The organism is Sorangium sp. So ce327 (assembly GCF_051530205.1).
Lineage (GTDB): Bacteria > Myxococcota_A > Polyangia > Polyangiales > Polyangiaceae > Sorangium > Sorangium cellulosum_B.
The window spans coordinates 12,239,626-12,264,626 of sequence record NZ_CP150330.1 but is presented as its reverse complement, the minus strand read 5'-3'; the positions used below and the strand labels follow the sequence as shown (position 1 = coordinate 12,264,626).

14 protein-coding genes and 1 pseudogene are annotated in these 25,001 nt (G+C 69.4%); 3 read left to right on the top strand and 12 right to left on the bottom strand.

Features of this window, described 5'->3' with window-relative positions; genetic code table 11:
- Positions 1–3: 3 nt before the first annotated feature.
- Positions 4–6,444: an RHS repeat-associated core domain-containing protein gene (locus WME95_RS45975; protein ID WP_437905529.1), complete on the bottom strand. Its 6,441-nt coding sequence runs from the start codon at positions 6,442–6,444 to the stop codon at positions 4–6.
- Between the two features lie 346 nt (positions 6,445–6,790).
- Positions 6,791–8,404 carry a sigma 54-interacting transcriptional regulator gene (locus WME95_RS45970; protein WP_437905528.1) on the bottom strand — a complete coding sequence of 538 codons (1,614 nt, stop codon included), beginning with the start codon at positions 8,402–8,404 and terminating at the stop codon, positions 6,791–6,793.
- Positions 8,405–8,956: 552 nt separating this feature from the next.
- On the opposite strand from WME95_RS45970, the gene WME95_RS45965 reads away from it, so the two are divergent.
- Positions 8,957–11,533 carry a diguanylate cyclase gene (locus WME95_RS45965; RefSeq protein WP_437905527.1) on the top strand — a complete coding sequence of 859 codons (2,577 nt, stop codon included), beginning with the start codon at positions 8,957–8,959 and terminating at the stop codon, positions 11,531–11,533.
- Positions 11,534–11,609: 76 nt separating this feature from the next.
- Entirely contained in the window at positions 11,610–11,966 is a 357-nt protein-coding gene (locus WME95_RS45960) for a hypothetical protein (protein ID WP_437905526.1), read from the top strand.
- A 92-nt stretch (positions 11,967–12,058) separates the two neighbouring features.
- Here the strand turns inward: WME95_RS45960 and WME95_RS45955 are convergent, their stop codons facing one another.
- From WME95_RS45955 to WME95_RS45925, 7 genes and pseudogenes are all read right to left on the bottom strand, one after another.
- A complete protein-coding gene (locus WME95_RS45955; RefSeq protein ID WP_437905525.1) occupies positions 12,059–12,682 on the bottom strand; it encodes a hypothetical protein in 624 nt (207 codons plus the stop codon).
- A gap of 222 nt (positions 12,683–12,904) precedes the next feature.
- Positions 12,905–13,117: pseudogene (locus WME95_RS45950) on the bottom strand (dihydrofolate reductase family protein); the annotation flags it as partial.
- A 316-nt stretch (positions 13,118–13,433) separates the two neighbouring features.
- Positions 13,434–14,243 (bottom strand): hypothetical protein, encoded by an 810-nt coding sequence (locus tag WME95_RS45945; protein ID WP_437905524.1) that lies wholly within the window; start codon positions 14,241–14,243, stop codon positions 13,434–13,436.
- Between the two features lie 512 nt (positions 14,244–14,755).
- Positions 14,756–14,911, bottom strand: a complete 156-nt coding sequence (locus WME95_RS45940) for a hypothetical protein (RefSeq protein ID WP_436626287.1) — start codon at positions 14,909–14,911, stop codon at positions 14,756–14,758.
- Between the two features lie 317 nt (positions 14,912–15,228).
- Positions 15,229–16,428, bottom strand: a complete 1,200-nt coding sequence (locus tag WME95_RS45935) for a poly(ethylene terephthalate) hydrolase family protein (protein ID WP_437905523.1) — start codon at positions 16,426–16,428, stop codon at positions 15,229–15,231.
- Positions 16,425–17,198, bottom strand: a complete 774-nt coding sequence (locus WME95_RS45930; protein ID WP_437905522.1) for a hypothetical protein — start codon at positions 17,196–17,198, stop codon at positions 16,425–16,427. The genes WME95_RS45935 and WME95_RS45930 overlap by 4 nt, the downstream gene beginning before the upstream one ends.
- A gap of 529 nt (positions 17,199–17,727) precedes the next feature.
- Complete coding sequence (locus WME95_RS45925) at positions 17,728–17,907, bottom strand: hypothetical protein (protein ID WP_437905521.1); 180 nt, start codon at positions 17,905–17,907, stop codon at positions 17,728–17,730.
- 194 nt (positions 17,908–18,101) lie between these two features.
- On the opposite strand from WME95_RS45925, the gene WME95_RS45920 reads away from it, so the two are divergent.
- On the top strand, positions 18,102–21,287 hold the full coding sequence (locus tag WME95_RS45920; protein ID WP_437905520.1) for a glycoside hydrolase family 3 protein: 3,186 nt from the start codon (positions 18,102–18,104) through the stop codon (positions 21,285–21,287).
- Positions 21,288–21,832: 545 nt separating this feature from the next.
- On the opposite strand, the gene WME95_RS45915 is transcribed toward WME95_RS45920, so the two are convergent.
- From WME95_RS45915 to WME95_RS45905, 3 genes are read right to left on the bottom strand one after another with little or no spacing between them, the layout of a single operon-like run.
- On the bottom strand, positions 21,833–22,360 hold the full coding sequence (locus tag WME95_RS45915) for an iron-sulfur cluster assembly scaffold protein (RefSeq protein WP_437905519.1): 528 nt from the start codon (positions 22,358–22,360) through the stop codon (positions 21,833–21,835).
- Positions 22,357–23,604 carry an aminotransferase class V-fold PLP-dependent enzyme gene (locus WME95_RS45910; protein WP_437911098.1) on the bottom strand — a complete coding sequence of 416 codons (1,248 nt, stop codon included), beginning with the start codon at positions 23,602–23,604 and terminating at the stop codon, positions 22,357–22,359. The genes WME95_RS45915 and WME95_RS45910 overlap by 4 nt, the downstream gene beginning before the upstream one ends.
- On the bottom strand, positions 23,574–24,923 hold the full coding sequence (locus WME95_RS45905) for an XdhC/CoxI family protein (protein WP_437905518.1): 1,350 nt from the start codon (positions 24,921–24,923) through the stop codon (positions 23,574–23,576). The genes WME95_RS45910 and WME95_RS45905 overlap by 31 nt, the downstream gene beginning before the upstream one ends.
- Positions 24,924–25,001 lie beyond the last annotated feature (78 nt).

Below are 25,001 nucleotides of genomic sequence, written 5' to 3'. Positions count from 1 at the left end.
CCCTTAGAACTTCGGCCACGCGCTCTCGATTTCCTTCGTGGCTCGGTTGACCCACATCTCGATGGTCCCGTTCCCGAATGGACCGCTGACGAACACTCGCTCGCCCTGGGACTGCAGCACATCTCCATTGCGATAAGCATTCCGCACAGCGCGCTCGACCTGCAATTCGCTCATACCCTCGAAGATATCCTTCTTGTGGCCGGGCACGAGGTCTTTTCCGCCCGGCATATGTCGATCGCGGATGTGTCCCATGTTGATCGTGATCTTTCGCCACGCCGGCATGTTGACCCGCGACCCTGCCGCTGCGCCCCTTGCGACCTGATTTGCCTCCGCCATCCTGCCAGCCTTCCCAAGCTGTCCCGCACGCTTCACGCTGGAATAAAGCTTGCTGGCATCGCCGACCCCAGGCGCGGCGGCCCAGAGGCTCATTGTCGCGTTGACCGCGTCGCCCTCCCCGGCATAGATGCAGGCATTGGCGACGTCGCACACCGGGCCGACCGGCGGCGGCGCGAAGCCACAAGCATCGAGGCAGACGTGCGTTAGCTCGCGCATGTCCGCCGCCGTCATCGGACCGATGCTGAACCCAGATTCTGTTCCTCTGTCCCACTCCGACGAGGGGCCGCCCTCCCCGCCTTCTCCGCCAGGACCCGCTCCACCGTCGCCGCCGGAGCCCTCGACGGCGCCATCGTCTCCCGGCAGGAGCTCCTCACCGTCCTCGAAGACATCCACCTCCTTCGTGCCAGTGCCGTCGCCATCGATGATGACGCCCGGCGGCGGCGCGATCGTCTCGGGCGCGATCGGCGTGCAGTTCGTCCCGTCGCACGGCTGGAAGCCCGTCGGATCCCTCAGGTTGAGGGGATCATTCAAGACGTAGGCATAGGGATTGTACCCTTGCACCGTCAGCGGCGACGGGATGACGGGATCCGGCGTGAGGAACCGGCGAAGGCTCGGATCGTAGACGCGCCCCTGCATGTCGATCCAGCCGAGCTCGTCATCATGCTCGTGCCCCGTGAACCCGGTCCACACGTCGCCGATCCCGAGGGGCAGACCGGCGATCGGCCCCCCGTTCTCGTCGATGCGCCCACCGAACGGCTCATGAAAGTTCCGGGAGAGCACGCTGCCATCCGAGCGCAGCACCACGCCCACGCTTCCGAGCGCATCCTTCTGCACAAAGCGGTCCTGAGAGCTTTCATCCGGGTGAACGAGGTGCTGCGCCACCTCCTCGCCGTCCGCGAAGACATGGAAGACGTGGGTTGTATCCGCTCCCGCCGTCCGCCGCTCGTACAGCCGACCGAGCGTCAACACCGTTCCCGAAGGGCCCTCCTTCATCACACGCTTGCCATCGGCGTCGTACCGGAACGAGGTCGTCCCGCCCGGGTGCGCTACCTCCCTGGGCAGGTCGAACTCCGTGAACGTCACGCCCATCGGGGCCCGCGGCCCACCTCGGCTGAACAGGCGGCCGCGAACGTCGTACGACAGCGTGTCCGCCACCGCGCCGCCGATCCGGACCTCGCTCGGCCTGTAAGGCGGCCCGAAGACGTATTCCTCCCGAAGCGCGCCGCCGACGAACACCTGCTTGACGTTTCCCAGGGCGTCATACGAGTAATCCGTCCTCGTCGACGTCGTGCCGGTCTGCAGCTCCCACCACCTGAGCTGCTCGCGCGCGTCATACCCGAACGTCTCGTCCCGATTCGACTGCCTGTCGTAGCGTCGCTTGACGCGGCCATCCAGATAGTAGTCGTAGTCGAGATCGTACGCCCCAGGAGTCTGAACCCGATCCAGCCGCCCTGTGAGCGGCTCGTAGCTGTACGTCGTCTCGACCGTCTCGCCCAGCTGAACAGAGAGCGGCTGATCGTCGCTGTTGCGGCTGTTCATGCGCCAGATCGGAAGAAAGACCGCGCTGCTGATCGTCCCATTTCCGGCCACGAGACGGCGGACGACCTCGTGAAGGTAACCATGGGCGTTGTAGCGGTGCTTCACCTGAAACCCGGTCGCTCCCTCCACGGACGGGTACTCTAGCAGATCCACCCGCCCCAGCGCGTCGTGCGTCTGCCGAATGACGTACGCGTGGCCGTCGATGGTCCACGTCGTCGCCTCAGGCCGCCCGTGCTCGTCGTAGGCGAAGCTCTTCTGAACCCCGTCCGGGCTGGTAGAGCTGGCCAGCCGGCCGACGCCGTGCGGGGCCGTATCCCAGACGAACTCGGTCTCGCCATCGTCGTCCACGATCGTCTCGACACGTCCCAGCGCGTCGCGCCCGAACGTGCGCGTGGACAGCGAATCGGCGAGCGTGACCACCTCGCCGAACGCGTTGTAGGTGACGGTCGTCGCCGCCGACACAGGCTCCTTGTACCACCTGCGCCGGCCGCGCTGATCATAACGTTGCTCCAGGAGCACCAGATTCCCGCTGGACTCGTTGATCACCTTGCCGAGCAGGCCGAACGGCTCGTAGACGTAGCGCAGCGTCTGGGTCCCCTCCGGCGCGACCCGGGTGCTGGACACCAGGCGCCCGTCCCAATCGATCTTCGTGCGGTGCTCGCGCCCCTCGGCGTCGAAGGAGGTGGTCTCAAGGAGCGAGTGCTCGTAGTGGTCGCGGCTCCCATCCGGGCGCCGCTCCTCGAGGAGCCTGTCGAGCGAGTCGTAGCTATAACGAGTGACCTGCACCGTCTCTTCGGACGTGGCCGGCCGCGTCGTCCGAACGATGCGCCCCAGCACGTCATAGCTCTGGCGGCTGCTCGCGAGCGCTCCGTCGAAGCGCTCGTGGGCCATCTCGATCGGGCGCGAGAGCTCATCCAGGGAGAGGATTTCCCGACCCGCCGCCACGGCGCCGCCGCGCGCGACCGTCGCCCTCGTCCCCGTCACCAGCGGACCCTCGCGAAGCGCTTCATAGGTCACGCCGGTGGGAGTGCCGCCCTCCGGAGTCTCCGCTCGCAAGCGGTGGAACTCGTCGTACTTCCGCGTCACGGTGACGCCGTCGCTGTCCATCTCAGCGACCAGATCTCCGGTCGCGGGATGGTAGACAGTCCACCGCGAATGATCGATACCATTCACGTCCGTCCAAATCTGCTTGGGGAAGACGCGCTCATCGCCCAGCGACGCGTCGCCCCAGTCGATGTACTGCCGTCGGTCCTCACCGCTGACCGGCGAGCGCACGATCATCCACGGGAGGCCGTCCGGGTTACGGCTGTACGTGATTGACATCGGAATCGACCCATTTGCGTCCCCTTTTTCGATATCCACGACGCGCACCAGGCCGCGATCGTCGTACGTCCACTCCACCTTGCGGGGCGCAGGGGGCGTGCTCCCGTTCTTGTACTCCGTCTCGAGCCGCTGTCGCGGGAGTCCGATGAGCCAGTCCTCCGTCAGGTTGTCGTACGTCGTCGAAACGATATGACGCTGCCCACCCGTCGTGAGCGTGGCCACCTCGGTGACGTTCGCGAACTCATCGAGCGCCTGCGACCCCGCCTGCTGGCGCCGCGTGCTCGGCATGCTCGATCCTGAGTAGCTCACATGGGTCCACGCGAAGTCTGCCCAGTCGATGGTCGCCGCCTGCTCCCACTCGTTCTCGGTCCATGCGTACGGGTAGACGAAATACGTGAGGCCGGAATGCAGCAGCTTGACCGAATATTGCTTCACAGTCTCGACGATGCGCGTGGTGGGCGCGCTCGTCTCCGGAGGTACACCTACCACCGATGGCCCGAGGACGGGGGTGATCACCACCGTCTTGGACGGCAACCCGGCGAGAGCATAGCGGGAGTCGACCCGGGTCGTGTGGTCGTAGGTGATCCGCGTCTCTCGAGGGCGCTCGGGCTCCCACATGCGAATCTCACCGAACCCCAGCGACTTCCGAGAGGACCAGTCGTACCGCAGATCACGGTAGCCGTAGATCGTCCGGCGGAACGCGGCGACTTGACTGCCCTGGTTTTCCCAGAGCTGCTGCACGACCGGCACCCCGCGCTTCTGGCATACTTGCGGATACGTGCATGTGGCGGGGGAGTCGGGCCGCACACGCGCGTAGAAGAAGCGGAGCTGCGGCTGCTCCGCGGACTCGTCTCTCACGGCGACCACGCGATCAGTGTCAACACCGAGGTTCAGCAGCACCTCCCAGTCAGACGTCGTGGAGTTGACGTGGACCAGGTCCGTCTGTCCATCCCCGTTGAAGTCGCCGACGCGCGACGCGCCCCAGGGCATATCTCCGTTGATGAAGAGCATACCCGAGTCGAACGGCAACTTGATGGTCGGTTGGTAGCCGCCCCTGCTCGTTGACAGTGACACCTCGATCTCTCTGGTCGGGTAGTTGCGGAAGACGACGAAATCAGTGCGGCCGTCACCGTTAAGCTCGGCCGTCCGCAAGCCCTCGTCGGTGTTCTGTATCGTATCGGGTACCGGTCCATTCGGAACCGTTTCGACGGGCCCAAACCCTCTACCGGTATTCCAGCGTACACCAGTCGCATCATCTTCGAATATCGGATAAACCAGATCGTCGAGCCCATCCGCGTTCATGTCGACGACGAGGTCGTCCCCGTCGCCGTAGAGGTCGTCGGCGTCCTCGACGACGATGGCTCCAGCGTCGGCGGCCGTCAGGAGATGCTTTGATCCGCAGCCGAACAGAACGTCCCCACGCCCGTCGCCCGTCTTGTCCAGAACCCGCTGCGAGGTGGGGCATGCCTCAACGGGTCCGTGGATGATCTGAGGTAGTGAGTTAAATGACGGCGCTCGGTTCCAGTGGATATTAAACTCCCCTGACTCATCCATCGGGTGATAAACGATATCTGCGCGACCATCGCCGTCGATGTCTGCCGCGACTGCGGGCAACGGTTTGTAATGGTTTTCACTATCGATGAGTCCTGGGAACGTCAGGCCCGCGGAGTCCAGTCGCTTGGTAGACGGGTTGAATCGGAGAAGCGGATAGCTCGGATGAACTCCCCACCCCTTCGCTGTGAATGCCATTTTCCCGCTGGCATTCACATCCACCTTGATGGAAGCTTCCACGGAGAATATGAGCGTATCGTCAACACCAACGCCGGCTAGCAGTCGAATGGGCGCGCCGAGGCCATCGGCGGTACCCAGGCGCAGCCAAAGCGAGTCTTCCGTGGGATCGTCGGTGCTGGAGGGCTCGAAATTTCTGGCGTTGCCGGAGATACGGTAGATGAGGTCATCGCGCCCGTCTCCATCCGCGTCGATCACGAGCGGCTTCGGCTCGGCGTCGAGCCAGTGCGGCTTCGGCGCGTCGTGCGCGGCGACGGGCTTCGCCTCGAACGCGAGGGGCGTATCGTCGTACGCCATCACCTTGGCGCGCAGGCACGACCCCTCGGCTCCGCACCGCTCAACCCGGTTGAGCCGCGAGCGTCCCGTCGTCGGGCTCTCCTCATACGATAGCCGGTACTCCCACGCCAGGGTTGTGTCAGGCGATCGCCAGCCCAGCGCGTACATCTCCAGCCTCTGCAGCCGCCAGGGCTGGCTCAGGCGCACGCCGCTGATATATCGAAACTGATCGTCCGGGTTCGACTCGTACACGAAGCGGACCTTCCTGCGCGGAGACTCTCCCTGTCGGGACGTGTACTCGATGTTTCGTGGCGCATAGGCAAAATCGAACGGCGCGGAGCTATTCTGCCGCGTGTCGTACGAGACCGTCATCGCGTTGCCGGCGCGGTCCTCCACCCGCGCCAGGACCCACGCGACGCCGATCTCGTTCTCCTCCACGTAACCGGACGTCACCGTGGTCGGACGGATACGCTTGGCTGCGAGGCGCTCGTAGGTAGAAATTCGCCCATCCTTGCCCCACACCTCGAAGCGCGTTGGGTCTGCCAGACCGCCATACAGGAGGACGCGCGCCATGGAGTCTCGCTCTGTCCGCATCTCCATCCCGCCCGTCGGGGCTGGGTGCAACGAAACAGAAAGCAATCTCTGTCCGTCCAGACAATATGCGTCCTTGTCATCGAAATTGACACCGCGCGGCCTTCCGTCGATCGCTCTTGTCCTCGCGCACCGCTTGATGGAGGACAACCCCGTCACGCTCCACCCCACACCTTCCGGCCCGTTCCCATCGCCGCTCTCGTAGGAGAGCGCAAGGTCGGGCTGCATTCCTGCACGACCTTTCGGAACTTCAATGGGGATTCGAACTTTTGCGCGTCCTTGCTCTACGGCCCAGGTCGCCGGAATCGCACCGACCCGGTCGCTCGTCGGCACGATCGGGTCGTCGGGTATCGCGAGCGCCTCCGGCGGCGCCGGCGGATCCGGGGGCGGAGGGTTGAGAGGGTCGAGCGGGTCATCGGTGGGATCGATCTCACTCTCCGGCGGCGTGAGGTCGTCAGGATCTGCATCAAACGCCTGTTGGACGTTGGACATTGGCTCCCGGGCGTCCCCGCGCGCCGCCCCGTCTTGGTGGGTTCCGCACCCGGCGAGCAGCCAGGCGACCCCCCACGCTAAATATCGAACCTTGTACATGGATCGCTCCTTGAGATGTTCGCGATGAAGGCGCACGGCGGCGTCGGGCTCGCAGCCTCGGGCTTTCGAGATCTGCGATCTTTGCCCTCGGCGGGCACCACGCGGCGCCCGTCAAGCGGCGGCCCAGCGCGCCCTCGTCGGCCGCCGTAAGGCAGCTCCGGTGCCGCGGGGCGAGGCGGCGCCGACCCTGGCCATTTCAGCCCGTCATTGCCCCCGGCGTGGTCCGCTCAACCGTCCGTGGAGCGTCCACGAACCGTCCGTGAACGCCGGCGGACGGTTTCTGGACGCTTGAGTCGCTCGACCGCCCATGAGCCGGACGGTGAGCGGACCGTCCAGCTCTCCGCGGTCAGTCCGGCGGCGCTTCGCGCAGCCGCCCGGAGCGACCGAGCTCCCGCAGGCGCAGCGTCAGCCCCCGCTTCGACACCTCGAGACGCGCCGACAGGGCGTCGAGATCTCCGCCGCACGCGTGGTGGCAGCGCATCAGCTCGTCCTCCGGGATGTCCGCCGCCTTGCGGACGTGAGGGCTTCGCTCGATGAGACGGTAGAGGGCGGTGCGCGAGACGCCGAGCGCCGCCGCCGCCGGTCCGATCGACCAGTGGCTCTGCCGAAGCGCCCTGAGCAAGGCGTCCTCGTCGACCTCCCGGTCCATGGGGTGGTCCGCTGGATGGGCCGTGGAGGCGTCCGCATCTCGCCTCTCGACAAGGCGCGGTGCATCCGACGGGGGCCGCGGTGTCTGACCCGCCTGCTCCAGCATCCGTTCCAGGCTCTCATCGATGACGATGGCGTCGGCGCCGCGGCTGGAGATCACGAGCTGCCGCGCGACGTTCCGGAGCTCGCGCACATTGCCGGGCCAGCTGTGCTGGAGCAGGCGCACCATGAGGGATCGAGGAAACCACGGCAGCGCGCCGTCCGCGGGCGGCTTCAGCCGGCCCAGCTCTCCGACGCGAGCGAGCTCCTGGCACAGAAAATGGAGCAGCAGGCGGGGAATGTCCTCGCGGCTCTGGCGAAGCGGAGGAATGGTGATGGTATAGCCCTGTAGCCGATGGAGCAGCGGCGCGCGAAACCTGCCTTGCGCGACGGCTTGCTCCAGGTCGACGTCCGTCGCCGCGATGACCCTGACATCCACCGCGCGCTGCTCGGTGTCGCCGATCGGCAGGATCGTGCCGGTCTCGAGCGCGCGGAGCAGCATCGCCTGGACATCCATCGACATGTCGCCGATCTCATCGAGGAAGAGCGTCCCACCGTGCGCGCGCTCGAAGAGACCGGCGTGGCGCTGGTGAGCGCCCGTGAAGGCCCCTTTCGCGTGCCCGAACAGCTCCGCGGCCGCGGTGGTCGGGGCAAGCGCGGCCATGTTCACAGCGAGCCATGAGCGACCTGCCCGCGGGCTCGCCTGATGGATGGCCTGCGCGACGCGCTCCTTGCCAGCGCCGGTCTCCCCCCGGAGAAGGACGGGGACTTGCAGATCGGCGACGCGCATGATCGATCGGAGGACCACCTCGAGGGCGTCGCTCTCGCCGACGAGCCCGTATCTCGGCGCAGGAGGCGCGGCGGTCACCGTATGGACGAGAATCACGATCCTCCTGGAGAGCTGCAACAGCAGCCCCGCGCGCAGGGCCTCAGGAGAAAACCGGTGGGTCTCGTCGATGGGCTGCCCATCGACAGACAGCTGTCCCCGCCCCGCGGGCGTGATGGTCAGCGACTCGTCCGTGCCCCACGTCACAAGGTGAGGTTTCCGGCTCACATGAGGGTCGCAGAGCGGCGCGCACTCCTGGCTGCGCGGCTGCGCGAACTCGGGCTCGAGGCGGGAAAGGGGCACCGCGTACCCAGGGACAGCCACCGTGGTTGCCCGCGCGCCGATCCGGCGCAGGTCCGGGTGGTAGAGCAACGTGAAGCGCAGGCCATGGGCCACCCCGGAGCCACGGCGCGCCTTCGCCGTGTCGACGCCATTCAGCGTCTCCATCTGGTGCCATGAGTCTCGCAAGGAGCATTCGGCCGAGCTCGGCTGCTCGCCTTGCGCTCCCTCGGTCGTCCCTGTCGTATGAGCGGACGCCTGAGCGACAGCCCCGAAGCTGTCACCGCCCCTGATCTCGGTGCTGAACTGACGCTGAGACACGATCCGTTACTCTATCGCTGACCTCCTGGTGTCCGTCCAGAAATCAGTTAGCCGCCACACAATTGTCACGCTCCTGCGCCGTGCCTCCCTAAGGCCAACCAGCCCCAATCGATCTGGCGCTCCTCTCGTACCAGCCGTCCACCGTCCCTTGGGTTAGCTCAGTTGCGCCCGCAAGGTCGTTCACGGTGCCCGTTGGCGATCGTCGAGCCGCGCACGTGGCGACAAGGATCGTTGCCCCGCCTCCGCGCAATTGAGCCAGGCCCCTCAACCTCTCCTCGCTCCACGACTCCAGGTCACACCCTCACCCCCTCTCTCGCCCCTTTCCCCCATCGCGCAGCCGCCTCCGCCGGCAGAGAACTGGGCCCGGGGGATCGACCTCTGGTACCGGCATCCGAGCCGATGGCCAACCTCGTGCTCGCCGTGCTCACCGCCCGCCGTATCGCGCGCAACGCGGCGCCGCTCGCCTGCGCGCTGGCCCTCGGGGCGCTCGTGGTCCTCGACGCGGCCGCGCCGCTCCCGCCGCTCGCGGCCGCGACCGCGCTGCTCGTGCTGCTCGTGGCGCTCGTCCAGCGGGCGCGGCGGCGCGCCGCCGCCATCGAGGCGAGCGCCCTGCTCGACCTCGAGGTCGGCGCCCTGCTCCTCGTCGCCACGTTCGCCGCCGTCCTCCGCCTCGACGGCTCGCTCGACGGCGACGCCCACGCCGCCCTCTACGTGGTCATCGCCCTCGTGAGCGCGTTCGCCCGCCCAGGGGCGTCGCTCCTCGTCGCGATCGCCGCCGCCGCCCTCGAGATCGCCGTCCGCTCGGCCGCGGCCCAGCGCGGCGCGCCGAGCCTCGTCGACGTCGCGCGCGCGGCCGCGCCGCACATCGGCTTCATGGCCGTCTTCTCGCTGCTGAACGCCACCATCCTCCGCGCGGAGCTCGGCCGCGTCAGGAAGGCCTCCCACACCCGCCTCCAGGCCGAGATCGAGCGGCTCCGCGACGACGCGCGCAGCTACCGCCTGCTCTCGGCCCCGGCCCAGGCGCGCGGCGCGGGCGCGGGCGCGGGCCAGAAAGGCGACGACGAGCGGCTCGCCCGCTCCGGCGTCGAGGAGATCCACCAGTCGGTGCTCTTCGCCCTGCGCCTGCTGCGCGAGTCGCTCGACCTCTACACCGCCGTGCTCCTCTGGCAGAACGACGCCGGCACCCACCTGCGCATCAGCGAGCTCGCGAGCGACGCCCCGAACCTCTCCGAGGGCCCGTTCCTCTCCGGCGACGGCGTCTTCGGCGCGGCGATCACGCAGCGCGCGCCGGTCGTCCTCGGGGGCCTCAAGCCCGGCTACAAGCTCCCCTACTACGTCGGCCCCTCCCCGGTGCGCGCCGTGTGCGCGCTGCCGGTGTTCGAGCACGGCCAGCTCCGCGGCGTGCTCGTCGTCGATCGCGTCGAGGACCGGCCGTTCTCGCCGCGCGAGCTCGAGCTCATCGACGAGGCGTGCCGCTACGCCGTGCGGGCCATCCAGAACGAGCGCGTCTTCGTCCAGCTCGAGCGCGCGAAGATCGAGCAGGGCAAGCTCTACCGCGCCGCCGAGGGGCTCGGCGCCGCCACGACCGAGCCCGGCGTCATCGAGGCCGGCGTCACGAGCGCCCGCGAGATCACGTCCGTCGATTTCGCGGCCGTCACGCTGTACGACGAGGCGCAGAAGGTCCACGAGATCCGCGCCGTCAGCGGCGACGGCGTCGCGGAGCTCACCGGGCAGCGCTTCCGCCACAACGCGGGGCTCGTCTCGATGGTGCTCCAGAACCGGCACCCGCTGCCGTACCGCGGCGAGTACGACGAGAAGCGCCAGGTCGTCTTCACCCGCCGCGTCACGCCGCCGTCGATGCCGTCGATCATCGTGCTCCCGCTCGTCGTGCACGACCGGCCGCTCGGCACGCTGGTGCTCGGCTCGCGGCGGCGCGCGGCCTTCACCGACTCGGTGCGCAGCACGCTCGAGGTCCTCGCCAGCCACATGGCCGTGTCGCTCTCGAACGCGCGCATGGTGCGGCGCCTCGAGGAGCTCGCGACGATGGACGGGCTCACCGGGCTGCTCAACAAGCGCGCGATGCTCGAGGTGGCGGACCAGAAGATCACCGCGGCGCGGCGGTTCTCGCGGCGGCTCTCGGTGCTCGTCACGGACATCGACCACTTCAAGAAGGTGAACGACACGTACGGCCACGACGTGGGCGACGTGATCATCAAGGGGCTCGGCGACGTCCTCCGGCGCGCGAAGCGGACGACCGACGCTGTCGCGCGCTTCGGCGGGGAGGAGTTCGTCGTGATCTGCGAGGAGACGGACGCGCGCGGCGCGATGCTGCTCGCGGAGCGCGTGCGCGAGGAGCTCGGCCGGACGACGTTCCACGCGGCCGGGAGCAACGGGCCTGTGCAGTGCCAGGTGACCTGCTCGATCGGGATCGCCACCTACCCCGAGGCGGGCAGCACGTGGGAAGAGCTCTTCAAGGCCGCGGACGAGTCGCTCTACGTGTCGAAGCGGTCGGGCCGGAACCGCTCCACGGCGTGGTCGCCGGCGGTGCGCTCGAACAGCGCGCATCCGCCCGCGGCGGAGGCAGCCGCTCCGGCGAAGCACGCGGCGGAGGCGGCCGCCGCGGCGAAGCAGGCGGCGGAGGCGGCCGCCACGGCGAGGCACGCGGCAGAGGCGGCCGCCGCGGCGAGGCACGCGGGGCCCGCGACGGCGCGGTCCCCGGCGACGGCCGCGGCGGCCAGGGCTGCGGCGGCGAGGCCCGCGGCAGGGGCGCCCCCGCCGCAGCGCAGGCCGGCCGTGACGGGCGGCGCAGGCGGCGCCCCGGCGGCCCCGGGACAGGACGGCGCGCCGTCCGCCGGGAGGCGCGCCACGGCCGCCGCGCAGGCGCCGGGGAAGGCGCCCGGCGAGGCCGAGCCTCGGAGCAAGCCGAGGCGCCCGCCGGACGTCGATCCCACGAGCAAGCCGAAGACGGCCGCCTGAGGTCTGCGCGCCGCTTGCGGCGCAGGCGCGGCGGGAACATAAGCCTCCTCGGCGAAACCGGAGCCAAGGAGGCGCGATGAGCTCGGACCCCGATCGAGACGACCCCAGGGAGGATCTCAAGCAGGGGCTGAGCCTGCTCTGGCGCGCGGCGCGCAAGACGGCCGTGGACCTGCGCAAGGACCTCGACAGCACGAACGTCGGCAAGGCGATCGACGACGCCGGGCGCGAGCTCGTCCGGGCCGCGACGAACGTGGTCGGCCGGATCGGCGCCGAGCTGAGCAAGGGCCCGGCGCAGGCGCCCCCGCGGGAGGAGCGCTCCGAGGGCCGAGGCGAGGCCGAGGGGCCCGAGACGCGGCCCGCCGGGCCCACGCCGGAAGACCCGGGGTTCCGCATCGCGGTCGACCCGGAGGACAAGGACACGAAGCCTCGCTAGCTGCGTCGGTCAGGAATCCCGCCAGAAACATCGGTCGATGACGAGCGAGCGCCGAAAACGATAAGAAACCGATCGCGTCAACACGCCGACGCTCACTCCACGGCGATATCGACCGCCCCTGCTGCGGGGAACGGGAACGTCTGCTGCTTGATCGCATGATCGATCCCCACACACATGCCGTTGGTGCAATCCTGGTCACCCCAGAAAGTTACATGCGCGGTCAAGGTGCCAGCATCGAGCGCGACGAGCTTGTCGCAGGCTGGAGGGAATTCGCGGCTGTCTTGACACTCGGCGGGCAGATCATGGTGCTCGAGGACCCGGCCATCCCAGGTGAGCTCGACGCTCTCGTTCGGCCCGAGGGTTTTCAGCTCGCTCGAGAGGCAATCGAGCGGGCCCTGGTCGTCGTTGTCCATGTACCACCCGCAGGTGGGCCACCCGGTCAGGCCGGGTGATTGCGGCATCGCATCGCCCTCGCTGACCCTGAACGCCCTCGAACATTCGCCGTTGTCGTCGTAATAAATCGGCGTGGCGCGCTTGTTCGTGAGTTTGAAGACCACGTTCCCCGGCGACGCCTCGTCACGCAATGCGTCGCACTGGGATGAGGCCCCGCCATCGCCGCCTTGGCCCCCCTCCCCGCCGCCACCGCCCTCACCGCCGCTGCAGCCAAGAAGCGCAATTCCCAAGAAGCTGAGCCAAACAACAGGATGACTTTTCACGGGGACGTACATAAACATGTTTCGTGCCATGTGTCACAATGAGCATCTAAGTGGCTGATTTTGCAAGGGTTAGCCCCTGGCGGCGACAAACACCCGCGTGCCAACGTGGGCCAAAACCGGCCGCGCTGCCCCTCCTCAGACTTCTTGCTCGACGCGCGCACAGGTCTCGACGAAGTCGAGATTCCGCCACGAAGGATTTTTCCAGACCTGGCGCAGCATCCATCGGGCACGATTGCGCGCATCGGCCACCGCGCCGCAGCGGAACGGCTTGGCCGAGACCAGCTCGAGCCGCCGCGCGGCGGGCAGCCCGCTCTGGTACAGGGTCGGGCCGTGGCCGGCGAGCTTGGGGTGGACGAGGAACTTGTACTCGTCGATGAGATCCAGCCGATCCAGCTCGGTCGCGAGCTTGCCGCTGCCGAGGAGCACGCCGGCCGGCGGGCTGGCCGCGCGACCGGCTGGACGAGTTGCTGCCCGACGCCTGGGCGAGATCGTCGCGTGCTGCTCCGAGCGCCGGCAACGCCGACGTGACCTGAACAACGCGAGCTTCGGCCGGCGAACGCAGGCGGATGCCGCCTAGCTGGGCCTTCTTTCAGGACCGCCTGTGCCCGCGCCGAGTCGTGGGCCGACGCCGCCCCGCGCCCAGCATCGTCGACCCTGGCGAGAGCCGCAAGGGGCCGTGCCCATGGCGATGGCCGGGCGCTTACGAGGCGCCGACGTGCTGGTCGGCAGGAAGCTGGTATCGAGCAGTCCCTCAGCCGCCGCCGCACGGGCCATCCAGGACGGCGAGCCAGGCTCCGCCCTCGCAGACGAGGGCGACAGCTCTTCCGTGACTATCCTTGACACAGACGTCCTCGTCCGTGTCGGCGCAGGCACAGCCGACCGAGCCTGGCTCGTACGCCGTGTCGAGGTTCTGCGTGGGGCTGAAGCACACGGGAGGGACAGGCGCGCACGGGCCATCCTCGACGGCGTCCCAGCGCCCGTCGTTGCAGACGAGGGCGACCCCGCGCCCGGTGCTGTCATCGACGCACACGTCCTCGTCCGCGTCGGTGCAGGCGCAGCCGACCGAGCCTGGCTCGTACGCCGTGTCGAGGTTCTGCGTGGGGCTGAAGCACACGGGAGGGACAGGCGCGCACGGGCCATCCTCGACGGCCTTCCAGCGCCCGGCGTCGCAGACGAGGGCGACGTCGCGCCCGGTGCTGTCTTCAACGCACACGTCCTGGTCCGTGTCGGCGCAGGCGCAGCCGACGGCGCCCGGCGTATACGCTTTATCGACGTTCTGGGTGGGGCTGAAGCACACGGGCGGGGGAGGCGCGCACGGGCCATCCACGACCGCCCTCCAGCGTCCGGCGTCGCAGACGAGGGCGACGCCGCGCCCGCTGCTGTCATCGACGCACACGTCCTCGTCGGCGTCGGTGCAGGCGCAGCCGACCGAGCCTGGCTCATACGCCGTGTCGAGGTTCTGCGTGGGGCTGACGCATTCGCCACCGTCCCCATCCACGGTACAGGAGAACATCTGCGCTGACAGGACCACACCGGCCAAGAGCCTTGCTGAGAGTTTCATAATTCACCTTCCTCTGCGCAACGGCATTGCAAGATGAGGGCCGCCGAAAAAAAGCCCGGGCACTCCAGCTCTTGCGTGTGGCATGGCTGTCACGCTCTGGCACAACTCGCTGAGTTCGTGCGGTGATCGCTGTCGGGTCTTCCGGCCGTGATCCGCGGGCCCACGGAGCGGACAGGAGGAGCCGAACGCGTGAGCCGCGGCGCTGCCCGGCCCACGCGTCTGCCGCGCTGGCGCTCGCATCGGCGGCCGCCCGAGGCCGGCGAGCCCGCGTCCCCGCCGGCCGTGCCGCCGTCGTTGCATGCAGAGAGCGTCAGGACCCCTGCCAGCGCCGCTCGCGCGGCGACGACCCCCGAACCCGTGCGTCGATGGACGCTGCTTTGAGCTGTTCGCATGTTGTCCTCGTTCGAATCCAGATGACCCGACGGGAGGATGGCCACGGCGTGCCGTGGGCCCATGTGTCCGTCCGGGCGTTGGTCTGGCCCGGGAGGCGCGTCGCGAGACGCTATGCGGCGTCACCGGGCGCCTTGCGGCGCAGAACGGTGCTCTTCCAGTACGGCGGCCGCCGCGTCGGCGCTGGGAGAGCGAGCTGGGACGTCGGTCGGCTCGCCGAGCGCGGAGAGGAAGCGGGCGATGTTCCTTGGCTCGGTCACCATGGCGACGAGCTTCATCCGCCCCTTGCAAGCTGGGCACTCGAGGACATCGATCGCAAATGTGCGGCGCAAGATCTCGGCGCGGTTTGTCGACCGCTCGATAGCCGCCACGCTTGCGTTTCGGAGCGGCGTCATCGTCCGCCTTCGTAGGCTCTTGTGGCTTCGCAGGGCGCGGTCCGATGCGCTTGCGCGCTCAGGACGCGATGGGCCGACCATCACGCCTGTGACCGAGGCCCGCTCACTGTCGCGATGGCCATCAGCCAGGCCGAGCGAGAGAGCATCAACCAGTTTGACTCTCAACAGTCAGTGAAGCCTAGCCAGATCGGCCCCGTCGCTCAGGGGACCTTCATCAGGGCGTTCTGCTCTGCTTGCACGCGGCCATCGGTGCAGAACTTGCAGTTGTCGCCGTAGAAGAAGTTTCTCTTCGCTGTGTCATCCATCAGATGAACGCGGAACCAGGCCGCGGCCGACGACAGGGACACGCCATTTGCGCCCTGATAGACCCAGCTACCGTGATCCGCGTTGAGCTCGTTGAGGAAAAACGCGGGCTGATCGGTGACCGTCTTGAAGACATCGTGGACCCCGCTGCATTTCACCGTGGAGTCCTTCCCCCCGCAGAAGAACAACATGGGGGTGTGCACTCCCTTGAGGGCAGTGGTGCCGCAAATCGTGCCGAGCGCCGAGAAACGGGGATCGGAGGCCGTCTTGCAAGTCGACATGCCCCCATAGGAATGGCCAAGCTGGCCGATCTTCGTGGTGTCGAGGGCGTGATAGTACGGGCTGCTCGCATCCTCGGCTTGTTCCAAGATCCAATCGAGGCCCGCGGTCGTGGGAAGAGGATCGCCTTCGGCGGTCGCGGTGCTGAGAGAAGCCACCACGACGAAACCGTGGGACGCGAGATGGTTGACGATCGGTCCGTATTGTCCGCACCACTGATTGCTGCCGGAGTTGACGACGCATTTCGGCGGCTTCTGCTCCGGATTGTCCCGGTAGCCATTGGCCCAGATCAGGATCGGATGGCAGTGGCCGCTGGTTGCGATATTGCTCGGGCGGTACACGTTGAAGCGCTGTTGCTCGTCCCCATAGATCGGATCGGGAACGACGCCGGCGAGGGGGCCGACGTTCTTGTCTGCGGTGACCGAGAAGGGGCCCGTCTTGGTAGGATCGGCCGTGGGGAACGGGTCGCCGACGCAGCCACTGACCGAGCCGCCGCTACCGGTCGTGCCGCCGCTTCCGGCATTTCCTTGGCCGCCGCTGCCCGTTTGCCCGCCCGAAGCCGCGCCACCCGTGGCCCCACTCGAGCCGCCCGACCCCGAGCCGCCAGCCCCACCACTGGATGCGCCGCCGCTGGATGCGCCGCCGCTTTCGGCCGTTCCCCCAGAGCCCGTCGCACCACCGGAGGCCGTGCCCCCGCCGCCCGTCCCACCGCTGTCCGTGCCACCCGCGCCCCCGCTCGCGGCAGCGTCCCCATTCGATCCGTTACCACACGCCGCGGTGGAAACGCACACGCCCAAAGCCAGTAGCCAACGCCTCATGGTGACTCTGTCCTCGCCCAGCCGCTCAGCGTCGTCAAGCGCTTTGGCGGATAGGACAAGCAAACGCGTTCCGCAAAGTCAAGATTCTCGGAGCCGTTCCTGGCTCGTGCAGTCCGACTGTACGAGTTTATCGACAGAACGGGCCTTATGCGATCAGACAGGCCTTCCACTCGTGAAACGCCTGCGATTACCGCGACGTCGCACCAAGCGGAAGGCATCCTACCGTATAGCTGTACACTACTGGCACCAAGCGGAAGGCATCCTACCGTATAGCTGTACACTACCGCACCGACGCCGGGGAAGTCGTCACTCTCGCGGCGGTCGCCCTGTCCGGTCACGGAGCGCACGCGCGACAGCGTGAGCACCTCGGGGGCCTGCGCGACCCACCGCCCCATGTCGTCGAACCGGAACGTTAACGCCCGCCGCCGTATGAGCGCCGCCAGGACGCCGGCGAGCAGCGTGAACATCTCGTCGGACGCATCGACCATCAGGCACACCGTGCGGCACGATGGTGGCCCAAACGGCTCTGCAAACATGCGGAATCGTTGGCCCGAAACGGACCATTTGGGCCACCACCCGCGCTGGGGCTGCTCGCTGCTGACGGGCGCATCGCTCTTCCAGATGGTGATGTAGTCGTTGACGGTGCTGCCGCTGAGCTTGTGGGCGTAGCCCCATCTCTGGATGTTCTCGACTGCCGACGAGAGCGATGTCTGGCGCACGCGGGGGCTCGCGCTGTAGCCGAAGCCCTCGAGGAAGGTCCGGCGCTTCATCCGTGTACGGCCGCGATCCGAGCGGGCGATGGACGTCGCGAGCTCCTCGCGAGCGCGTAGGTAAAAGAAGCCGGATCGCAGCGCGAAGCAGTGGTGCGCAGCAAACCGAAAGGGTGGGACCGCGGGCGTCGTGATGGCTCGGTCCTGGGTCGAAAGAGCGTGGTCCGGGCGGCGCCGAGCGCGCTACGGGGCGCATCGGCGTGCCGTGGGCCCACGTGTCCGTCCGGGCTTTGGTCTGGCCCGGGAGGCGCGTCGCGAGACGCTATGCGGCGTCCCCGGGCGCCTTGCGGCGCACAACGGTGCTCTTCCAGTACGGCGGCCGCCGCGTCGGCGCTGGGAGAGCGTGCTGGGACGTCGGTCGGTTCGCCGAGCGCGGAGAGGAAGCGGGCGATGTTCCTTGGCTCGGTCACCATGGCGACGAGCTTCATCCGCCCCTTGCAAGCTGGGCACTCGAGGACGTCGATCGCAAATGTGCGGCGCAGGAGCTCGGCGCGGTTTGTCGACCGCTCGATAGCCGCCACGCTTGCGTTCACACGAGCTCGGTGCCGTCTTCGTGATAAGCCCCGTCGAGGAAGACCACGTGCAGGCTCACCGAGGTGGAACCGCCGCTCGCCGCGCCGGAGGAAGCGTCCTGCTCGGGGTCGGCGCAGGCGGCGTCGAGCAGCGCAAAGGCGAGCAGCGCGCCCGCGATCGTCCAATGTTGCGACATGGCGTTCTTCCTTGCTGCCTTGGTGGCTGGAGGAGGATCGAGGATACCGAAAGCCTGGTCCGCCGAGAAGCGATGAATCGTGGTCTGCGTGTAGGTGTGGCGTGAGCGATGGCCGACAGAGGTCCTGATAGAAGCAGACTGCGGGACTATAAATTTGACGCCCCACTGCGCCGGGACCATGCTCCGGCGCTGGTATGAAGCATTGTAACCAATACGGTAGATGGCTGCTGGTCGCAGCCCTGACCATCCCTGTTCCCGCCTGCGGGGACGACTCCACGGATCCCCCGGCTGACGCGACAGGGTCGGGCGGCTCCGGCGCAGGCTCCACCACCGGCACCGCCGGCGGCGGCGGCGAGGGCGGCTCCGGCGCCGGCTCCACCACCGGCACCGCCGGCGGCGGCGGCGAGGGCGGCTCCGGCGCCGGCTCCACCACCGGCACCGCCGGCGGCGGCGGCGAGGGCGGCTCCGGCGCCGGCTCCACCACCGGCACCGCCGGCGGCGGCGGCGAGGGCGGCTCCGGCGCCGGCTCCACCACCGGCACCGCCGGCGGCGGCGGCGAGGGCGGCTCCGGCGCGGGCTCCACCACCGGCACCGGCGGTAGCGGCGGCGAGGGCGGCTCCGGCGCGGGCTCCACCACCGGCACCGGCGGTAGCGGCGGCGAGGGCGGCTCCGGCGCGGGCTCCACCACCGGCACCGGCGGTAGCGGCGGCGAGGGCGGCTCCGGCGCGGGCTCCACCACCGGCACCGGCGGTAGCGGCGGCGCGGGCGGCTCCGGCGCCGGCTCCACGGGCACCGCCGGCGGCGGCGGCGAAGGCGGCTCCGGCGCCGGCTCCACCACCGGCACCGCCGGTGGCGGCGGCGCGGGCGGCGAGAGCGCGTCGGTCGAATGGCCGACGGTGACGAGCGAGATCGCGCTCGACCCGGAGATCGAGGACGCCATCGCCGAGCTGCTCGCGCAGATGAGCGTGGCGCAGAAGGTCGGCCAGATGGTCCAGCCCGAGATCCTGGCGATCACGCCGGACCAGGTCCGGGAGTACCACATCGGCTCGGTGCTGAACGGCGGCGGCTCCTGGCCGGGCCGCTCCAAGCACGCGACCGTGGCCGACTGGGTCGACCTCGCGGACGCCTATTACGCGGCCTCCATCGACACGAGCGGCGCGCCCGGCGAGCACCTCGGCATCCCCGTCATCTGGGGCGTGGACGCGGTGCACGGCCACAACAACGTGATCGGCGCGACGCTGTTCCCGCAGAACATCGGGCTCGGCGCCATGAACGATCCCGATCTCATCGAGGAGATCGGCGCCATCACCGCCGCCGAGGTCGCCGTCACCGGGCTCGACTGGGCCTTCGCCCCCACGCTCGCCGTGGTGCGGGACGATCGGTGGGGCCGCTCCTACGAGGGCTACTCCGAGGATCCGGAGATCGTGAGGAGCTACGCGGGCCGGATGATCCGGGGCCTGCAGGGCCGGCCGGCGGACAGCGCGGACCTGTTCAACGGCGCGCACGTGGTCGCGACCGCCAAGCACTTCATGGGCGACGGCGGGACCGAGCAGGGCAAGGACCAGGGCAACACCGTCTGCTCCGAGGAGGCTCTGCGCGACATCCACGCCCAGGGCTACCTCTCCGCGCTCGCGGCGGGCGCGCAGACCGTGATGGCGTCGTTCAGCAGCTGGAACGGCGACAAGATGCACGGCAATCCGTACCTGCTCACCGACATCCTCAAGGGCCAGCTCGGCTTCACCGGCTTCGTCGTCGGCGACTGGAACGGGCACGGCCAGCTCCCGGGTTGTAACAACACGCGGTGCGCCGCGGCGATCAACGCCGGGGTGGACATGATCATGGTGCCCAACGACTGGATGGCGTTCATCGAGAACACCATCGCCCAGGCGGAGAGCGGCGAGATCCCGATGGCCCGCATCGACGACGCGGTGACCCGGATCCTGCGCGTGAAGATGCGGGCCGGCCTCCTCGGCCCCAGGGCGAGCAAGGGCGCCCCGTCGACCCGGTCGGTCGCCGGCGACGCCGCGCTCCTCGCCGCGCCGGAGCACCGGGCCGTGGCGCGCGAGGCCGTGCGCAAGTCGCTCGTCCTGCTCAAGAACAAGGGCGATGTCCTGCCGCTCAGCAAGTCGATGAACGTCCTCGTGGCCGGCAAGACCGCAAACAACATCCAGAACCAGTCCGGCGGCTGGACGCTGACCTGGCAGGGCACCGGCAACACCAACGCCGATTTCCCGAACGCGCAGTCCATCTACGCCGGCATCGAGGAGACGATCACGGCCGCCGGGCTGAGCGGCGCTGCGACCCTGAGCCCCGACGGCACCGCCGCGGCCGACACCTTCGACGCCGCGATCGTGGTCATCGGCGAGACGCCCTACGCCGAGGGCCAGGGCGATATAGGCAAGTTCGAGACGCTCGAGCACGCGAACCTCTACCCCGAGGACCTCGCCGTCATCGAGACCATCCGCGCCCAGGCGCCGAGTGTGCCCATCGTCACCGTGTTCGTGTCGGGCCGCCCGCTCCACACCAACAAGGAGCTCAACCGGTCAGACGCGTTCGTGGCGGCCTGGCTGCCGGGCAGCGAGGGCGGCGGCGTCGCCGACGTGCTCTTCGGCGATCACGAGTTCCAGGGCAAGCTGTCGTTCTCGTGGCCCTCGGCCGACTGCCAGACGTCCATCAACAGGGGAGACGGCGAGGAGCCGCTCTTCGCGTATGGCTATGGCCTCGTGACCACCGACGCCGACGCGCTCGGCGACGATCTGCCCGAGGTCTCCACGGGCCACGGCTGCGATGCCCCGGACCCGGGGGCGGCCGGCACCACGAGCGAGCCGCTCGAGATCTTCGTGGATGGCGAGGACAGGGGCGACTACGTGCTGCGCATCGGCGGCCCCTCGAACTGGGGCGGCATCGACGTGGGCATGGGGGCCACCCTGCCCGGCGGCGAGGTCAGCGTGAGCACGATCGACGGCGAGATCCAGGGCAGCGCCAAGCAGGTGACCTGGAGCGCGACGGGCCAGATCTACGCGCAGGTCTCGGCGGGCGCGCCCGGGGTCGATCTGTCGCCTTACTACAACTCGGAGACCTCGATCGTCTTCCGGGCGCGCGTCGATGCTCCGCCCGAGGGCCCGCTGGTCACGCTGTCAGCCCACTGCGTGTATCCCTGCCTCGGCGACATCAACATCGCCAATACGCTGACCTCCATCGCGGACGGGGAGTGGCACGAGGTCTCCGTCCCGCTGAAGTGCCTGACGGACAACGGGCTCGACATCACCAACGTCAACACGCCCTTCCTCCTCTACTCGGAGTCGCCGATGGACGTGGCGATCGAGGACGTCCGCTGGGAGCCCTTCACCGCCGGCCCCACCCCCACCTGCACGTTCTGATCCTCTAGGGCGCCTTTCGGGCGCCCCGCTTCACCCCTGGAGCGCCGGCCGGGCCGCCGCCGCGCGTGCCGGGCGCCTCCCGCGGCCGGCGTCGCTGCCGCGCGCCGCCGCCGCTCGGGTGGTGTACCCGGCGATGCGCGCGTAGCGCGTAGGTAAAAGAAGCCGGATCGCAGCGCGAAGCAGTGGTGCGCAGCAAACCGAAAGGGTGGGACCGCGAGCGTCGTGATGGCTCGGTCCTGGGCCGAAAGAGCGTGGTCCGGGCGGCGCCGAGCGCGCTACGGGGCGCATCGGCGTGCCGTGGGCCCACGTGTCCGTCCGGGCTTTGGTCTGGCCCGGGAGGCGCGTCGCGAGACGCTATGCGGCGTCCCCGGGCGCCTTGCGGCGCACAACGGTGCTCTTCCAGTACGGCGGCCGCCGCGTCGGCGCTGGGAGAGCGTGCTGGGACGTCGGTCGGCTCGCCGAGCGCGGAGAGGAAGCGGGCGATGTTCCTTGGCTCGGTCACCATGGCGACGAGCTTCATCCGCCCCTTGCAAGCTGGGCACTAGCTAGCGATTCTGACGACCTACAGTCGAAATGACGGGCCCGATCGATGCGGCTCCGGCCGGGGGCTGGGCCGCCTCCCCGAGATCATCGCGCGATGGCGCGACGCCCACCGGCCTCAGCGCTTCGGCGAGTGCCTGCCAGGGAAGCAGCGCGCAGCCATGCCGGCTGGGCCGCTCGCGCAGGGCCAGCAGCGGCTCGAGGGGCGCGAGCTCGGCAGGCAGGGCAGCGCCAGTGAGCGCCGCCTCGAATCGCGCTTGCCAACCCGCAATCTGCTGGTGATCCGCTCCGGGCACGAGCTCGGCCAAGAGGTGGGCCGAGGCCTCGGCTACGGCGCAGCCGCGGACGGTGCACCGCAGCTCGCCGATGCGATCGTCCTGCCCGAGGGTGAGCTCGGCCAGCAGCTCGTCGCCACACAGGGCATTGACCGCCCGCCCGCGCCGATCGGCGTGGGGCATCGGCCCGCGGTGGTCGGGGGCGCGAGCCAGACAGAGCAAGGCCTCGCGGTAGAGGCTTCGGGGATGCTGGCTCACGCGAGCACCCGCGTGACGTGCCGCAGGCCCGCGAGCAGGGCCGTGACGTCGCCCTCGTCGTTGTACGGCCCCAGGCTTACCCGTACGGTCGATGGCGCTCCGAGGTGTCGCATGAGTGGCACGGCACAGTGATGGCCCGCGCGCACGGCCACACCCAGCTCGCCCAGTAGCCCCGCCACGTCGTGGGGGTGGTGGCTCGCAAATGTGAAGGACACGATCCCCGCGCGCGCCGCACCGGGCCCGGGCCCCAGCACCCGGATGCCCTCGAGCTCGCGCAAGCCGTCGAGCAGCGCGCGGACCAAGCTCTCCTCGGCCGCGGCGATCCGCGGTAGGCCAAGGGCTGCGAGGTACTCGGCAGCGGCGGCCATGCCGATGGCCCCGGCGATGTGCGGGGTTCCGGCCTCGAGGCCCCACGGCGGCTCGCGCCATCGCGACGGCCCGTCGCTCCCCAGGGCGGCGACCTCCCGGACCATCCCGCCGCCCACCCGCACTGGCTCGAGCTCGAGCAGCCGCTCGCGACGCGCCGCCAGCACGCCGATGCCCGTGGGCCCTAGCATCTTGTGGGCCGACAGCGCCATGAAGTCGCAGCCGATCGCCGCGAAGTCGACTGGCTCGTGCCCCACGGCCTGGGCCGCGTCGACGACCATGCACACGCCGTGCTCGCGGGCCAGCGCCGCGAGGGCCGGCAGCGGCATGCGAACACCGAGCACGTTGGAGATGGCGGTCACGGCCAGCACCGTCGCCCCCGGGAGCTTGGCCGCGGCGTCATCGAGATCGAGCCGCCCCTCTTCGTCGATGTCGATCGTTTCGAGCCGGGCCCCGTGCTGGCGGGTGAGGCGCTGCCAGGGCAGTAGGTTAGCGTGGTGCTCGAGGACGGTCGTGAGGACCCTGCTCCCCGCGGTCACGCGTCGCCGCGCCCAGCCCTCGACCACCAGGTTGATCGCGTCGGTTGCGCCGGACGTGAACACCAGCTCGCTCGGATGGCGCAAGCCCAAGAAGCGCGCCACCTGTGCCCGCGCCGCCTCGTAGGCCGCCGTCGTGCGTTCGGCGAGCCCGTACACGCCGCGGCCTACGTTGGCGTGGCCGTTTCGGTAAAAGGCCGCGATGGCCTCGATCACCGCGAGCGGCGCCTGGGTGGTCGACGCGTTGTCGAGGTAGACGAAGCCCGGGGCCGCAAGCGCGGGGAAGTCGCTGCGCGCTGCCACGGCCGTGCTCATCGCTCGCCTACGCCCGCATCGGGGCAGGGGCCCCCGCGCCGGGCCGGGAGCTCCTCGAGCGCAGTCAGCGCGCGGCCGCTGCGGCCGTGCAGCAAGGCAAGGATCTCGACCACGATGCTCAACGCGATCTCGGCAGGCGTGCGCGCCCCGATGGCCAGCCCGGCCGGGGCTCGCAGCACGCCGGGCGTATCCGCGAGCGAACCCGGGAGCCGCTCGCGGATCAACCGCGACCGGCTGGCGCTGGCAACCAGACCTACGTAAGGCGCTCCGGCCCCGAGCGCCGCCGCGATGGCCCGCTCGTCCCCCTTGTGGTGCGAGGCCACCACCACGGCCGTGCTCGGGGACGCCGGCAGCCGTTGAAAGCCGGGATCCTCGCTCACCCAGCGGACCGTCGCGGGGTAGCCTGCGCGCTGATGGGGTGCGGGCGCGACCGCATGCAGGGTGATCGGCCATTCTAGCATCGCGGCGAGGTCAGCGAGCGCCTCGGCAATTCGGCTGTGTCCGACCACCACGAGCTCGGGGCTCGACCAGCCCGGGGAGGGACACGCGGCGGGCCCCGCTCCGGCCGCTCGCACGAGGGCATCCACGTCGACCCCGCGCTCCTCGGCCAGGATCTCGGCGAGCACGCTCATGGCGATCTCGACGGGGCGGCGCCCTCCGAGATCAAGGCCCGCGGGAGCGCGGATGGCCGCGACGCGCTCCGGCGCGGCCACCTCGGCGAGCCGCGCGCGGGTCGCCGCCGCGCGGGTGCGATTGGCGACCAGGCCGAGGTAGCTCGCGTCGGCTCGCAGCCCGGCCGCGAGCGCCGCCTCGTCGCCACGATGGCGGGAGGCCACCACCATCCGCGCCCCTCGAGGGGGATCACAGACCTCGTAGGCGGCGTCACGCACGGACACCATCGGGTCCTGCCAGTCATCGACGAGCCCCGGCGCATGGGCCACGACCCGAAAGCCGAGCCGCGCGCCCAGCGTGACGACGGCCTTCGCGCTCGGCCCATCACCGGCAACGAACAGCGGTGGCCGCGGGCGCACCGGCTCGATGTAGATGTCCATCACGCCACCGCACGGCATGCCCAGGCCGAGCACCTCGTCGTCGAGATCGGCCACGACGAGCCGCGGTCGACCCTCGGCGATCGCCGCGACCGCCTGCTCGCCGGTGAAGCGCTCGACGCAGCCGCCCCCCACCCAGCCGTGGAGGTTATGGCCGTGCTCGTCGAAGATCGCCTTGGCCCCGGGCTTGCCTGACGCGGAGCCGCGCACGTTCACGACCGTCGCGACGGCGAAGCTGCGTTCGGATCCGAGCATCTCGAGGAGCGTGACGTAGAACCTGGGATCAGAGGGGGTCATCGTCGTGCTCCACGAGTGGATTGACCACGCGAACAGCGCGGCATGGAGGCGAGGGTCATCGTGGCGATGCTCGCGGCT